Genomic DNA, 13907 nt, shown 5'->3' with positions numbered 1-13907 from the left:
GTCGTGACCGGTCGCCCCTTCCACTGGCGTCCGGATCCTGACAAGCTCTATCCGTCGCGGTGCGAGGAGGGATCGGGTTGAACAGCGGGGGCGCCCGCGCGGTGGCGGCCCACGGGTCGCCGGACGCGCCCGCGGCCGGCACGCCCGGCGGCGCGGAGCGCGCGCGGAAGGCCCGCAGGTTCGCGAGGCTGCGGCCCGGCGACCGCGTCGCGGTGGTCGCGCCCAGCGGGCCCGCCGACCCCGCGCGGCTGGAGGCGGGCTGCGCCGTCCTGCGCGACCTCGGCCTTGACGTCGTGGTCGGCAAGCACGCGCTCGACCGCGTCAACCTGGGTTCCGCGGGTCCGGTGCGCGGCGACTGGCACCGGCTTGCCGGGACCGACGCCGACCGCGCCGCCGACCTGCAGGCCGCCTGGTGCGACCCGCGGGTCCGCGCGGTGGTCTGCGCGCGGGGCGGCTACGGCGGCACCCGCGTCCTGGACCGCCTCGACTGGGACGCGCTGCGCGCCGCGACCGAGGCGTCCGCCGCCTCCGGCGGCGGGCCGAAGATCCTGCACGGGTCCAGCGACATCACCGCGCTGCACGGCGCTTTTGGAACGCGCCTGGGGATCACGACGTCCTTCGGCCCCATGCCCGCTGGAGTGATCGCCGATCTCGACCCGGCGGCGCCGGACGCCTCCCTGGAGGCGCTGCGCACCGCCCTGTTCGGCGGCGCCGCGACGTCATCGGGCATGGCGCCCGCCGTGCTGCCCGGCACGCGCACGCTGCTGCCCGGGCGCGCGGAGGGCCCGCTGACCGGTGGCACCCTCTCGCTCCTGGCGGCCGTGCTCGGCACCCCCTACGCCCCGCCGCCCGCCGCGGGCCGCATCGTCTTCCTGGAGGACGTGACCGAGGCGCCCTACCGGATCGACCGGATGCTCGTCCAGCTGCTCCAGGCCGGCTGGTTCGACGGCGCCGCCGGGTTCGCGCTCGGCTCCTGGAAGGACTGCGGCGACCCCGCCGAGCTCGACGCGGTGTTCGCCGCGAGGCTCGGCCCCCTCGGCGTCCCGATCCTCGCCGGCCTTCCGGCCGGGCACGGGCCGCGCCAGCACACCCTGGAGCTCGGCGCCCCCGCCGCGCTGCACGCCCCGGCCCCCCCGGGCCACGACCCCGCACATCCGCACCCCGCCGTGCCGGACACCGGCGCGCTCACCCTCGAAGCGCCCCCGGGAGGTGCGCGATGAGCGGCCGCCACGCCCGTCCCGATCCATGGGACGACGGGACCCTCGACTCCCTGCTCGTTCTTGTGGCCGAGAGCCTCGGCTACCGGTGCAGCCGGGTGCCCGGCGAGGTCATGCTGCTGGAGGGCGCCAACAGGCTGCACGTCAGCCTGCGCGACCTGCGGCAGCTCGCGCGGCTGGTGCCGCGCGACGACTGGCCCGCGCTGGTCTCCGACCACGTCACCACGATCGTCACCGCGATCGAGGAGCCGCTGGACCTCAGCGACTTCGACCTCGCCCAGCACCTGCTGCGCACCCGCATCTACCCGGCGGAGGCCGACAACGGGGTGCTCGCGTCCCGGCCGTTCGCGCCCGGCCTGATCGAGGTGGTGGTCGTCGACACGCCCACCACCGTCCGGACGGTCACCACCGAGGAGATGGGCGGCTGGCCGGTGTCGGGCGACGCGCTGTTCATGCTCGGCCGCTCCAACGTCCGCGCCGACGGCCCGCTCCAGATGGACGAGCAGGACCTCGGCGGCGTCCGCGTCTCCGTCCTGCACGGGTGGACGTTCTACGCCGTCACGCACCTGGCGTGGCTGGAGGAGTACCTGCCGATCGGCCCGTACGGCGCCCTGGTCATCGCGCCCAACCGCAGCCTCATCGTCGCCCACCCGCTCCGGATCGCCGACCGCCACCCGAGGGCGCGCTACCGCGCGGCCGTGGCCGCGGCGACCGAGCTGCAGGCGCAGGCGCACCGCGCCTACGAGGAGGGCCCCGGATCGCTCAGCCCGCACCTGTACTGGTGGCGCGCCGGCGAGCTGACCCTCCTGGAGACCCGCTACGAGGGCGACACGCTGGTCCTGCCGGAGGAGTTCGCCTCCGTGCTCGCGACGCTGGCGGCGGAGCGCTGATGAAGGTCGTCGTCGCCCCCGACTCGTTCAAGGGCAGCCTGTCCGCCGCCCAGGTGTGCGCCGCGGTCGAGGCGGGCGTCCTGCGCGCCGTGCCCGGCGCGCGTGTCGCCGCCGTGCCGATGGCCGACGGCGGCGAGGGCACCCTCGACTGCTTCCTCGGCGCCCGCGGCGGTGACGCGGTCGAGGTCGCCGCCACCGACCCGGTGGGGCGCCCGGTCAAGGCGCGCTACGCGCTGTCGGGCGACGGGCGCTCGGCGGTGGTGGAGCTGGCCGCGGCGTCCGGGCTGCCGCTGGTCGAGGACGTCCCGCCCGACCCGATGAACGCCGGCACCACCGGCACCGGCGAGCTGATCGCCGACGCGGTGCGCCGGGGCGCCCGCGAGGTGCTGGTCTGCATCGGCGGCAGCGCCAGCACCGACGGCGGCGCCGGGCTGCTGCGCGCCCTCGGCGTCCGCTTCCTGGACGCCGCCGGCGTGGAGCTGCCGCCGGGCGGCGCCGCGCTCGCCCGGCTGGCGTCGATCGACGACTCCGGGCTGCCGCGGGAGGTCCGCGAGACCCGGTTCCGGGTGGCCTGCGACGTGACCAACCCGCTCCTCGGCCCGGACGGCGCCGCAGCCGTGTTCGGCCCGCAGAAGGGCGCGTCCCCCGGCCAGGTCGCCGAGCTGGACGCCGCCCTCGCCGTCTTCGCCGACGCGGTCGCCGCGCGCGGCGGCCCCCGCGTGCACGACCTGCCCGGGGCCGGTGCGGCCGGCGGCACCTGCGGCGGGCTCGTCGGCCTCCTCGGCGCCGAGCCGTCCGGCGGCGCCCTCCTGGTCGCCGAGGCCGTGGGCCTTCCCGCCGCACTCGACGGCGCCGACCTCGTCGTCACGGGCGAGGGCCGGGTGGACGGGCAGAGCGCCGGCGGCAAGGTGGTGTCCGCGGTCGCGGCGCTCGCCCGGGACCGCGGCGTCCCGTGCGTCGCCCTGGCCGGCGGCGTCTCCGGCCCGCTGGAGGAGCTGCACGCGCTCGGCCTGACCGCCGCGTTCAGCCTCGCCGACGGCCCCCGCACCCTGGAGGAGCTGAAGGCGGGCGCCGCGCCCCTGCTCACCGCCGTCGCCGAGCAGGCGGTCCGCCTGTTCCGCCGCTAGCAGGCGCCCGCGGGTTCGGGCTCCGGGTCGGCGGCGGGCGCGGGCGTGCGGGCCCCGACGGTCAGCCGGGGCAGCAGGACGTGGGTGAGCGGCCCGATCGCCACGGCGTAGAGGACCGTTCCAACGCCGACGGTGCCGCCGAGCAGCCAGCCGACGGCCAGCACCGCCAGCTCGATCGCCGTCCGCACCACCCGGATCGAGTGGCCGCGCGCCGCGAGCCCGGTCATCAGCCCGTCCCGGGGGCCCGGGCCGAGGCCGGCGCCGATGTAGCAGCCGGTGGCGAAGCCGCCCACGAGCACGGCGGCGATCAGGTAGGCCCAGCGACCCGCGAGCGCGTCCGGGGCGGGCAGGAGCCACAGGAAGAGGTCGGCGAAGACGCCGACGAGGACGACGTTGCTGACGGTCCCGATGCCGGGCCGCTGCCGCATCGGGATCCACGCGAGCATCACGACCGCGCCCGCGATGATGATCCAGGCGCCCATCGACAGGCCGAAGCGCCGCGAGAGGCCCTGGTGGAAGACGTCCCAGGGGTCGTTGCCCAGGCCGGACGACACCTGGAGGGCGATTCCCAGCCCGTACAAGGCCAATCCGACGTAGAGCTGCACCAGACGGCGCACCATCAAGGCCATTTCACGCTTCCCATCCACTATCGCCCATCGTTCCGGACCACTCTGCCGTCGAGTGGACTGGTGTCAGTAGAGCCAATGTGCGAAAGTGGCTTGTATGAGCACGCGTTATGTGAGCGGACCGCACCTGGCCCGGCTGCTCGGGGACGTGTCGGGGGAGCGCCCCGTCTACGCGGCGGTGGCCCGGTCGCTGCGCGCCCTCGTCTTGGACGGCAGGATCGCGCTGCGCACCCGGCTGCCCGCCGAACGCGACCTGGCCGCCGCCCTCGGCGTCAGCCGCACCACCGTGACGACCGCCTACGACCGGCTCCGCGACGAGGGCTACGTCCAGAGCAGGCAGGGCGCGGGCAGCTGGACGGCGCTGCCGCCGGTGCGCATGTCGTCGGCCGAGCCGCCCGCCGTGCCGCACGGCGACGCCGTCCCCGCCGGGCACCGGTACGGCATGGCCCACCCCGCGCCGGACGACCCCTCGTTCGTCGACCTCGGCTGCGCCGCCCCCGGCGCCCCCGCCGTCTTCGAGCAGGCCGTCGCCGCCGCGGTCGCCGAGCTGCCCCGCTACAGCCGCGGCCCCGGCTACGAGCCCGCCGGGCTGGCGAGCCTGCGGCAGGTCATCGCCGACGGCTACACCGCCCGCGGCGTCGCGACCCGCGCCGACCAGATCGTCGTCACCACCGGCGCGCAGCACGCGTTCACGCTGCTGACCCAGCTGCTGGTGGAGCCGGGCGACGCCGTGATGGTCGAGCGCCCCACCTACCCGCACGCGCTCGGCGCGCTGCGCCGCCGCGGGGCCCGGCTCGTCCCCGTCGGCGTCAACGAGGGCTGGGACGTCGAGCTCGCCGCCGGCGCCATGCGGCAGGCCGCCGTCCGGATGGCGTACCTGATCCCCGACTTCCAGAACCCGACCGGGTATCTGATGGGAGCGGACGACCGGGCCGGGATCGTCGACGCCGGGCGGCGCGCGGACGCGTTCCTCGTCGCCGACGAGACCTTCGCCGAGCTCGCCCACGACCCCGAGGCGCCGCGCGAGCCGCCGCTGGCCGCCTTCGACGCGGGCGGCCGGGTCGTCACGGTCGGCTCGGCCTCCAAACTGCTGTGGGGCGGGCTGCGCATCGGGTGGATCCGCGCCACCGCCCCGCTGGCCCGCCGCCTGGTGCTGGCCCGCGAGCCCTTCGACATGGCGAGCCCCGTCCTGGACCAGCTGATCGTCCGGGAGCTGCTGCTGCGGGTCGAGGAGGTCCGCGCCGAGCGCGCCGCGAGCCTGCTGCGCGGCCGCGACGCGCTCGCCGCGGCGGTGCGCGAGCAGCTGCCGGGCTGGGAGTTCAGGCTTCCCGACGGGGGCATGTCGCTGTGGGCGAGGATCGGCGCGCCGATCGCCTCCCGGCTCGCCGAGGCCTCCGAGCGGCTCGGCGTCCGCGTCGTCGCGGGCCCGGTGTTCGGGGCCGACGGCGTGCTGGAGGACTACGTGCGCCTTCCGTACGTGCTGCCGCCGGACACGCTGCGCCTGGCGGTGCGGCGGCTGGCCCTGGCCCAGCGCGAGGCCGAGGCGGCGCCGGCGGCCCGGCCGCTGCCCGCCTACGTCTGACGCGGCGCCGGCGCCGCGCGGACGGGCGTCAGGGAGCGCGCTGGATGTAGTCGACCAGGTGCTCGCGCTCGCTCTCCAGCTCGTCGATGGCGCTCTTGACGACGTCGCCGATGCTGACGATCCCGGTGAGCCCGCCGTCCTCGACGACGGGCACGTGCCGGAACCGGTGCTCGGTCATGGCGCGGCGGAGGTCGTCCACCTGGTCGCCCGGGCCGCAGGTGCGGACCTCGGCGGTCATGATCTCCGAGACGGGGCGGTCGAGCAGCGCCGCGCCGTGCTCGTGCAGCCGCCGCACCACGTCCCGCTCGGACACGATGCCGGAGATCGAGGCGCCGTCGGGCGAGACCACCGCCGCCCCGATGTTGTGCTCCGCCAGGACGGCGAGGAGCTCCCGCACGGTGGCCTCGGGCCGCACCGTGGCCACCGTGTCTCCCTTCCTCCGCAGGATGTCGCGAATCCGCATGCCTCACGCTCCGGTGCCGGTTTCGGACCCGGGGACGGCGCCCGCCGGGGGCGGGGGCCGCTGGCCGGGCCTTGGTCCTGCCAAAATCGCATGTTCCGGCCTCCAGGGAAACCCCCGGTCCCCGAACCCTCCCGGTCAGGCGAGGGCATAAAGGCGGCATAAACGCCGTAGATCGGGAACCAAGGGATGCATGTCGATGACGGCGGAGCGAACCATCGAAACGGATGTCCCGGCACGGCTCGACCGGTTGCCGTGGTCGCGCTGGCACTGGACGGTCCTGATCGGCCTCGGCGCGGTCTGGATCCTGGACGGCCTGGAGGTGACCGTCGTCGGCGTCATCGGCCCGCGGCTCACCGACGCCTCCGGGGGGCTCGGGCTGACCGACGGGCAGGTCGGGCTGGCCGCGTCCATCTACGTGATCGGCGCCTGCCTGGGCGCCCTGTTCTTCGGGCACCTGACCGACCGGTTCGGGCGCAAGAAGCTCTTCATCGCCACCCTCGCGCTGTACCTGGCGGCGACGGTCGCGACCGCGTTCTCGTTCAACCCGATGTGGTTCTACGCCTGCCGGTTCCTCACCGGGGCCGGCATCGGCGGCGAGTACGCCGCCATCAACTCGGCGATCGACGAGCTGATCCCCGCGCGGGTCCGGGGCCGGGTCGACGTGGTGGTGAACGGCTCGTTCTGGATCGGAACGTCCATCGCGGCGGCGCTGTCGATCCCGGTGCTGAACGGCGACCTCGTCCCCGAGGACCTCGGCTGGCGGGCCCTGTTCGCGCTCGGCGCCCTCCTCGGCCTCGGCGTGCTGTTCGTCCGCCGGATGGTGCCGGAGAGCCCCCGCTGGCTGTTCATCCACGGGCACGAGGACGAGGCCGAGCGCGTGGTGGGCGGCATCGAACGCGAGATCACCGAGGAGACCGGCGAGCCGCTGGAGGAGCCCCGCAAGAGCATCCGGGTCCGGCAGCGCCGCGTCGTCTCGTTCGGGGAGATCGCCTCGACGGCCGTGCGCCGCTACCCGCGCCGGACGGTCCTCGGCCTCTCCCTCTTCATCGGGCAGGCGTTCCTCTACAACGCCGTCTACTTCACCTACGCGCTCGTGCTCAGCACGTTCTTCGACGTCCCCGACGCCAAGGTCGGCTACTACCTGATCCCGATCGGCATCGGGAACTTCCTGGGCGCGCTCTTCCTCGGCAAGCTGTTCGACACGGTGGGCCGCAGGACGATGGTCACGGCGTCCTACGTGGTCTCCGGCGTGCTGCTGATCGGGACCGGGCTGCTGTTCCGCGCGGACCTGCTCGACGCCTGGACGCTGACGGCCTGCTGGTGCGCGGTGTTCTTCTTCGCCTCCGCCGGCGCGTCCTCGGCCTACCTCACGGTCAGCGAGATCTTCCCGATGGAGACCCGGGCGATGGCGATCGCCGCGTTCTACGCGGTCGGGACGGGCCTCGGCGGCGTGATCGGGCCGGCGCTGTTCGGCCGCCTGGTGGAGACCGAGAAGGTGGCGAACGTCGTGAACGGCTACTACCTGGGCGCCGGGCTGATGATCGCCGCGGGGCTGGTCGAGCTGGCCATCGGAGTCGAGGCCGCGCAGCGGTCCCTGGAGGACGTGGCGGAGCCGCTGTCGGCGGAGAAGGCCGCGGCCGCCTGACGTCCCCCGTCCCCGTCGCGCCTCCTCGCCCCGCTCAGGGGGCGACGAGGCGCGAAAGCGCGCCGAGCGCCGGGGTGAGCAGGCGCCCCGCCGGACCGGCGTGGGCGAGGGCCGCCCGGGCCGCGTTGGCGCCGCACGCGCCGTGCACGCCGCCGCCCGGGTGCGCGGAGGCCGATGCCAGGTACAGGCCCGCGACCGGCGTCTCGGCGCGCCCGAGGCCGGGGACGGGCCGGAACACCAGCTGCTGGTGGAGCATCGCGGTGCCGCCGTTGAGCGCGCCGCCGCGCAGGTTGGCGTCGTGGTCCTGGAACGCGGGCGGCGCGGTGACGCGCCGGTCGAGGACGCGGGAGCGGAAGCCGGGGGCGAGGCGCTCCACGATGTCCTCGAGGCGTCGCGCCATGGCGTCGCGCTCGCGCCCGTCCCAGGCGCCGGTGATCCCGTCCGGCCCGGCGTCGGCCTTCACCCGGTGCGGGACGTGGGTGTACGCCCAGACCGACTCGGTCCCGGCGGGGGAGCGGGCGGGGTCGGCGGTCGTCATCTGGCCGAGGAGCGCGAAGGGCTCGGACGGGACGCGCCCGGTGGCGAGCTGCGCGCTGTAGTCGGTCATCGCGTCCAGGCCGGGGGACAGGTGGACGGTCCCGGCGCGCCCGGCGCCGTCCGCCGCCCAGGGGATCGGCCCGGAGAGCGCCCAGTCGACCTTGAAGGTGGCGTGGTCCCAGACGAAGCGGCGCATGTCGGCGCGCAGCGAGGCCGGCAGGTCGGCCCAGCCGACCAGGCCTCCGTAGAGGGCGGGGGCCGACACGTCGGCGAGGACGGCCTTCGCGGCGCGCACCGGTTCGCCGGACGCGGTGCGGACGCCGAGCGCGCGCCCGTCCCGCACGACGACCGAGGCGACCGGGGTGTCGCAGCGCACACGCCCGCCGCGCGACTCCAGCCGCCGCACGAGCGCCGCCGTCAGCTCGCCCGCGCCGCCCTCGGGGACCGGCCACCCGTACCGCTGCCCGGCCATGGCGAGCAGCCAGCCGAACAGCGCCCCGGCGGTCGACTCGGGGAACATGTCGGTGTGCAGCGTCGACCCGGCGAGCAGCAGCGGGCCGCCGGAACCGGCGAACTCCTGCTCGCCGAGCGTGCGGACGGGCGCCAGCAGCGTGCGCAGGGCCCGGAGCCCGCCCGCCCGGCGCGCCGACGCCAGCAGCGGGAGCGCGGCCCGCACCGGCGGGAACGGGCCGAGCAGGGCGCGCAGGACGTCCTCCCCCATCTCGTCCCACAGGCCGCAGAGCCGCAGCCACGCCTCGCCGTCGCCCGCGCCGAGCGCGTCGAGGCCCGCGGCGGTCGCGTCGCGGTCGCGCTCCAGGACGGCGCAGCGCCCGTCCTGGAGCGGGTGGGCGAGGACGGCGGGCGCGTGCCGCCAGCGAAGCCCGTGCCGCTCCAGCTCCAGCGCCCGCATCGCGGGCGACGCGACGCCGAGCGGGTAGAACGCGCTGCACAGGTCGCTCACGTGGTCGGGGTGCACGCCCCGGTCGCTGCGCACCGCGCCGCCGGGTTCGGGCTGCGCTTCGAGCACCTCCACGTCCCAGCCGGCGTCGGCCAGCATGTTCGCGGCGACGAGGCCGTTGTGCCCCGCGCCGACGACGACGGCGTCGGCCATGCGGCATCCCTCCCCGTGATCACCTTACGGGCCGACGCGGGCGGGCGGCGGTCAGCCCACGTCGAGCCGGGCCAGCAGCCGCATCACGCCCGGAGCCACGCGCGACCCGAGGTAGCCGAGGCGCGCCTCCGGGGTCACCGGGACGACCGCGCGGTCGCGGCGGACGGCCGCGACGATCTGCTCCGCCACGCGGTCCGGCCCGTAGCCGCGGCGCGCGTAGGCGCGCGCGACGCGCTCCCGGCTGAGCGCCTCGTCCTCTTCGCCGCGGCCGACGAAGCGGGACGTGCGGGTGATGTTGGTGTTGACGATCCCCGGGCACACGGCGCTGACCCCGATGCCCTCGCCCTTCAACTCGGCGCGCATGCACTCCGACAGCATCAGCACGGCCGCCTTGCTGGTCGCGTAGGCGGGCAGCGCGCGGGACGGCGTGAACGCCGCCGCAGAGGAGGTGTTGACGATATGGCCGCCCTGCCCCCGCTCCACCATCTGCCTGGCGAAGAGCCGTGAGCCGTGGAGGACGCCCCACAGGTTGACGTCCAGGACTCTGCGCCAGTCGTCGGCGCCGTGCTCCAGGAACGGGCCGGCCATGCCGATCCCGGCGTTGTTGACCACGACGTCCGGTACGCCGTGCTCGTGCATGACCGCCTTGGCGAAGTCCCCCATCGCGCCGCGGTCGGACACGTCCACCTGGAAGGCGTGCCCCGCCGGGCCGAGGAGGCCGGCGAGTTCGGCGGTGCGCTCGGCGGAGGCGCCGTCGAGGTCGGCGGCGACCACCTCGGCGCCGCGTTCGGCGAAGGCCAGCGCGGTCGCGCGGCCGATTCCGCTCCCCGCGCCCGTGACGACGACGAGCGACCCGTCGAAGGACCGGCGGCCCCGGGTCACCCTGGCCCGCTTGAGCGCGCGCGACTCGGCGGCGGCGAGCGGGCCTCCCTGGACGCCGGTGATGTGCTCGGTGACCCAGCGGGCGACGACCTCGGGGTGGCTGCGCGGCACCCAGTGCCCGGCCTTGAGCGTCCGCAGCGACAGGTTCGGGACGCGCCCGGCCAGCCCGCCGACCAGGTGCGGCGACACGAACAGGTCCCTGGTCGGGACGATGACCTGCGTCGGGACGTCCGTCCGCCGGTCGCGCGGGCGGCGCAGCCGCTGGAGCATGTTCGCCCGGTACAGCCCGACCCCCGCCGCGGCGTCGCGCGCCATCGTCGCTGCCGGGTGGCCCTGCCGGGGCGGGACGCCCTCTCCGAGTTCCAGGGCCTTGGCGAACGGCTTCGCCATCCCGGCCCGCCACAGCAGTTCCGGCAGCACCGGCGTCTGGAAGAAGTAGATGTACCAGGAGCGGAAGGCCTGCCCGGCCGCCCGCCGCAGGTTGGCCGGGGTGGGGCGCGCCAGGTTCCGCCGCGTCCAGTGCGCGACGTGGTCCAGGCACGGGCCGGAGATCGAGGTGAAGGAGGCGAAGCGGTCCGGCATCGTGCAGACCGCCTCCCACGACTGGATGGAGCCCCAGTCGTGCCCCACCAGGTGCACCTTGCGCTCGGGCGCGGTCGCGTCCAGGACGGCCTCCATGTCGGCCATCAGGTACTCGAACGTGTAGCGCCTGCTCCCGCGCGGACGGGACGAGGCGCCCGCGCCGCGCACGTCGTACCGGACGACGTGGAACCGCTCGGCGAGCCGCGCGGCCGTCTCGTCCCAGACGGCGTGGGTGTCGGGGTAGCCGTGGACCAGCAGGACGGTCGGGCGCGACGGGTCGCCCTGCTCGTAGACGGCGAGGTCGACGCCGTCGCCGCGGACGTGCCGCCGCGCGACGGGTGGGGCGGGGTGTGTCATGCGGTCGTCTCCCGTCGGGCCCACCGGTGCACGTGGGGCAGGTCGTCGTCGAGCCAGTACGCGTCGTCCTCGGTGACCACGAGGATCTCCTCGAACTTCACGCCGACGCCGCGGAACCCGATGTGGGGCTCGACCGCCCACAGCCCGGGCGTCGGGGGATGCTGGGACTGCGCGGCCCCGTTCCAGAGCGGGGAGCGCCCTTCCAGGCGCTCCTTGACCAGTTCGCGGCCGATGGTCTGGAGGAACCGTACACCGAATGGGAATCCCACGCGCTTCGGGAGAATCCCGCCGATGACGCCGATCTGATGGCCGATGACGCGCCCCGGATACACGCGGTGGCGGCTGTCGTATCCCTGGCGCTCGATGAGCGCGTCGACCTCGGCGTAGACGTCCGCGAACGTGCGCCGTTCGCGGACGAGGCGCAGGATGAGCGTCCGGTATCCGGCGAGGTCGGCGTCGAGCCGCTCCCAGATCCTGTTCTGGCCGAGGACGCCGCCGTACCCGATGTCGGCGGAGTAGCCGTCCCTCACCGGGGCCATGTCCAGGATGTAGGGCATGCCCTCCTCCAGGCGCGTCCGGCCGGGCAGGAACTGCGTGGGCGCGCGGAAGCCGCGGAACGCCGTCCGGTCGCCGAACCAGGCGAACGGGGTGTGCAGCCAGTCGTCGACGCCGCGTGCGCGCAGCCACCGGCGCATGCGGCGGCACGCCTCGCGCTCCGTCACGCCGGGTTCGAGCGTGCCGGCGACCTCCTCGGCGCACCGGTAGCACAGGCGCTGGACGGCACGGAACCGCTCGAGCTCGGCGGCGTCGTGCACGCGGGCGAGCGGCACTTTATTGGACATTCTGTTAATAAATCGCCGATCCGCGTCCGGGTCAAGGACCCGCGGCAGTGACGCCCGCCACCGCGCGGTATGCGAGAGGCGACACCGCGGAGCGCGAGAGGCGGCACCGCGGAGCGCGAGGCGGCGGGTCTAGCAGGGGGCGTGGCCGGCGGCCCTGGCGGCGGGCGACTGCTCGAGGTACTCCAGCGCGCGGGGCGTGGAGCACACCTTGGAGGGGTGGTGGTCCGGCCTGAGGTAGACGGGCGCCTCGCCGAGCAGGAGCCGGAAGACGCCGGGCACGTGGCCGAGCCGGACGGACCGCCGGTAGGAGCGGTAGACGCGCAGCGGGGTCACCCGCCGCTTGATCGTGGGGTCCTGCTTGAGCAGGTAGAGCGAGCCGCCGATGAGGGCCCAGTACAGGAAGAACAGCGACACCACCCACGCGGCGACGCGGGTCGGGTAGCGGCCGCCCATGGCCTTGTAGACGTCGAAGACGACCGAGCGGTGCTCGACCTCCTCGGCGCCGTGCCAGCGCAGCAGGTCCAGCATCGTGGGGTCGACGCCGGCCTTGTCGAGCCGGTCGTTGTCCATGATCCACTGCCCGAGGACGGCGGTGTAGTGCTCGATCGAGGCGACCGCGGCCAGCTCGAAGCGAAGCCGGCGCCGCCACGCCCGCGGGTTGCGCTCCTTCAGCGCCGCCATCTGCGCGGGGCGCTCGGCGTTGCCCCGGCCCGCCGCGTCGGTGATCTTCGAGACGTCGATGCCGGCGCGCTGCAGGATCTGGTCGAGGACGCCCTGGTGGGAGCGGGCGTGCACCATCTCCTGCCCGATGAAGCCCTTGATCTCCTCCAGCAGCCGCTCGTCCCGGATGTGCGGGCGGGCGTCCTTGACGCACTGGATGAACCACTTCTCGCCCTCGGGCAGGACGATGTGGAACGAGTTGATGATGTGGGTGGCGACCGGGTCGTCCGGGACCCAGTGCAGCGGGGTCCGCGACCAGTCGAAGGAGACGCGCCGCGGCTTGATCGGCGGATGGCGCTCGTCGATGGGCGCCGTGCCGCCGCTCGCCTGGGGCCTCGTCATGCGGTCCTCGCCTTCCACGCGTCCGGGTCGGCCGCGACGTGCCCCCGCGCCGCGCGTATGCCATTGGCAGTGCAGTCAACTCCTGCGGCGCCCGCGGTTTCTTGAGGCGAGGCCAACAAGTTACCGCTTGGTTTTCGATCCGGGGTGACAAGTAGCGCCGCTCAGAGGTCGATACGCTCAGCACCCGCGTAGACGTTCATGGTCTCGCCGCGCAGGAAGCCGACGAGCGTCATCCCCGCGTCCTCGGCGAGGTCCACCGCCAGCGAGGACGGCGCCGACACCGCCGCGAGGACCGGGACGCCGGCCGTCATCGCCTTCTGCGTCAGCTCGAACGACGCGCGCCCGCTCACCATGAGGACCGTCCCGGTCAGGGGCAGCCGCCCCTGCCGCAGGGCCCACCCGATCACCTTGTCGACGGCGTTGTGGCGGCCGACGTCCTCGCGCAGGGCGAGGAGCCCGCCCTCGGCGTCGAACAGCCCGGCGGCGTGCAGGCCGCCCGTCCGGTCGAACACCCGCTGCGCCGCGCGCAGCCGCTCCGGCATGGCCGCCAGCACGTCCGGGGTGAGCCGCACCGGGTCGCCGGCCACCTCGTAGGGCCGGTCGGCGCGCAGCGCCTCGATGCTCGACTTGCCGCACACCCCGCAGGCGCTGGTGGTGGTGAACGCCCGCGTCATGGAGTCGTCCGGAGGCGGCACGCCGGGGGAGAGCACGACGTCGAGGGTGTTCTGCTCCTCGGTGTCGGCGCAGTACCGCATCGCCGCGATGTCGCCGGCCCCGCCGACCACGCCCTCGGCCGCCAGGAACCCGGCGACCAGGTCGAAGTCGTGCCCGGGCGTGCGCATCGTGATCGTCAGCGGCTTGCCGGCGACGCGGATCTCCAGCGGCTCCTCCGCCGCGAGCGTGTCGGGCCGGCGTACCGGCGACCCGGACGCGCTCAGCCGCAGCACGGGCCTGCGCACGGTGATCCGCCCCATGACCGTTGAC

At 75.1% G+C, this 13907-nt stretch carries 12 protein-coding genes; 5 read left to right on the top strand and 7 right to left on the bottom strand.

Annotated features, from left to right (window positions below):
• Positions 1-77: 77 nt before the first annotated feature.
• From BKA00_RS10680 to BKA00_RS10670, 3 genes are read left to right on the top strand one after another with little or no spacing between them, the layout of a single operon-like run.
• Positions 78-1220 carry a S66 peptidase family protein gene (locus tag BKA00_RS10680; RefSeq protein ID WP_230299142.1) on the top strand — a complete coding sequence of 381 codons (1143 nt, stop codon included), beginning with the start codon at positions 78-80 and terminating at the stop codon, positions 1218-1220.
• On the top strand, positions 1217-2107 hold the full coding sequence (locus BKA00_RS10675) for a hypothetical protein (RefSeq protein WP_185024758.1): 891 nt from the start codon (positions 1217-1219) through the stop codon (positions 2105-2107). The genes BKA00_RS10680 and BKA00_RS10675 overlap by 4 nt, the downstream gene beginning before the upstream one ends.
• On the top strand, positions 2107-3234 hold the full coding sequence (locus BKA00_RS10670) for a glycerate kinase (RefSeq protein ID WP_185024757.1): 1128 nt from the start codon (positions 2107-2109) through the stop codon (positions 3232-3234). The genes BKA00_RS10675 and BKA00_RS10670 overlap by 1 nt, the downstream gene beginning before the upstream one ends.
• Here BKA00_RS10670 and yczE read toward each other — a convergent pair.
• On the bottom strand, positions 3231-3863 hold the full coding sequence (yczE, locus tag BKA00_RS10665; RefSeq protein ID WP_185024756.1) for a membrane protein YczE: 633 nt from the start codon (positions 3861-3863) through the stop codon (positions 3231-3233). The two genes, BKA00_RS10670 and yczE, sit on opposite strands and share 4 nt — an antisense overlap.
• Positions 3864-3957: 94 nt before the next feature.
• Here yczE and yczR point away from each other — a divergent pair, with 94 nt between their 5' ends.
• Positions 3958-5442: a MocR-like transcription factor YczR gene (yczR, locus tag BKA00_RS10660; RefSeq protein ID WP_185024755.1), complete on the top strand. Its 1485-nt coding sequence runs from the start codon at positions 3958-3960 to the stop codon at positions 5440-5442.
• 28 nt (positions 5443-5470) lie between these two features.
• Here the strand turns inward: yczR and BKA00_RS10655 are convergent, their stop codons facing one another.
• Positions 5471-5905 (bottom strand): CBS domain-containing protein, encoded by a 435-nt coding sequence (locus BKA00_RS10655; RefSeq protein WP_185024754.1) that lies wholly within the window; start codon positions 5903-5905, stop codon positions 5471-5473.
• 196 nt (positions 5906-6101) lie between these two features.
• Here BKA00_RS10655 and BKA00_RS10650 point away from each other — a divergent pair, with 196 nt between their 5' ends.
• On the top strand, positions 6102-7550 hold the full coding sequence (locus tag BKA00_RS10650; protein ID WP_230299141.1) for an MFS transporter: 1449 nt from the start codon (positions 6102-6104) through the stop codon (positions 7548-7550).
• A gap of 34 nt (positions 7551-7584) precedes the next feature.
• Here BKA00_RS10650 and BKA00_RS10645 read toward each other — a convergent pair whose 3' ends face one another.
• From BKA00_RS10645 to fdhD, 5 genes are all read right to left on the bottom strand, one after another.
• Positions 7585-9198 (bottom strand): phytoene desaturase family protein, encoded by a 1614-nt coding sequence (locus tag BKA00_RS10645; RefSeq protein ID WP_185024752.1) that lies wholly within the window; start codon positions 9196-9198, stop codon positions 7585-7587.
• 51 nt (positions 9199-9249) lie between these two features.
• Entirely contained in the window at positions 9250-11019 is a 1770-nt protein-coding gene (locus BKA00_RS10640; protein ID WP_185024751.1) for an SDR family oxidoreductase, read from the bottom strand.
• Positions 11016-11861: a M24 family metallopeptidase gene (locus BKA00_RS10635; protein ID WP_185024750.1), complete on the bottom strand. Its 846-nt coding sequence runs from the start codon at positions 11859-11861 to the stop codon at positions 11016-11018. The genes BKA00_RS10640 and BKA00_RS10635 overlap by 4 nt, the downstream gene beginning before the upstream one ends.
• 129 nt (positions 11862-11990) lie before the next feature.
• Positions 11991-12923, bottom strand: coding sequence for a metal-dependent hydrolase (locus tag BKA00_RS10630; protein WP_185024749.1), 933 nt, complete (start codon positions 12921-12923; stop codon positions 11991-11993).
• 161 nt (positions 12924-13084) lie between these two features.
• Positions 13085-13897, bottom strand: a complete 813-nt coding sequence (gene fdhD / locus BKA00_RS10625; RefSeq protein ID WP_185024748.1) for a formate dehydrogenase accessory sulfurtransferase FdhD — start codon at positions 13895-13897, stop codon at positions 13085-13087.
• Positions 13898-13907: the final 10 nt, after the last annotated feature.

The sequence above is a fragment of the Actinomadura coerulea genome (assembly GCF_014208105.1).
GTDB lineage: Bacteria > Actinomycetota > Actinomycetes > Streptosporangiales > Streptosporangiaceae > Spirillospora > Spirillospora coerulea.
This window is presented reverse-complemented; position numbering and strand designations above follow the sequence as displayed.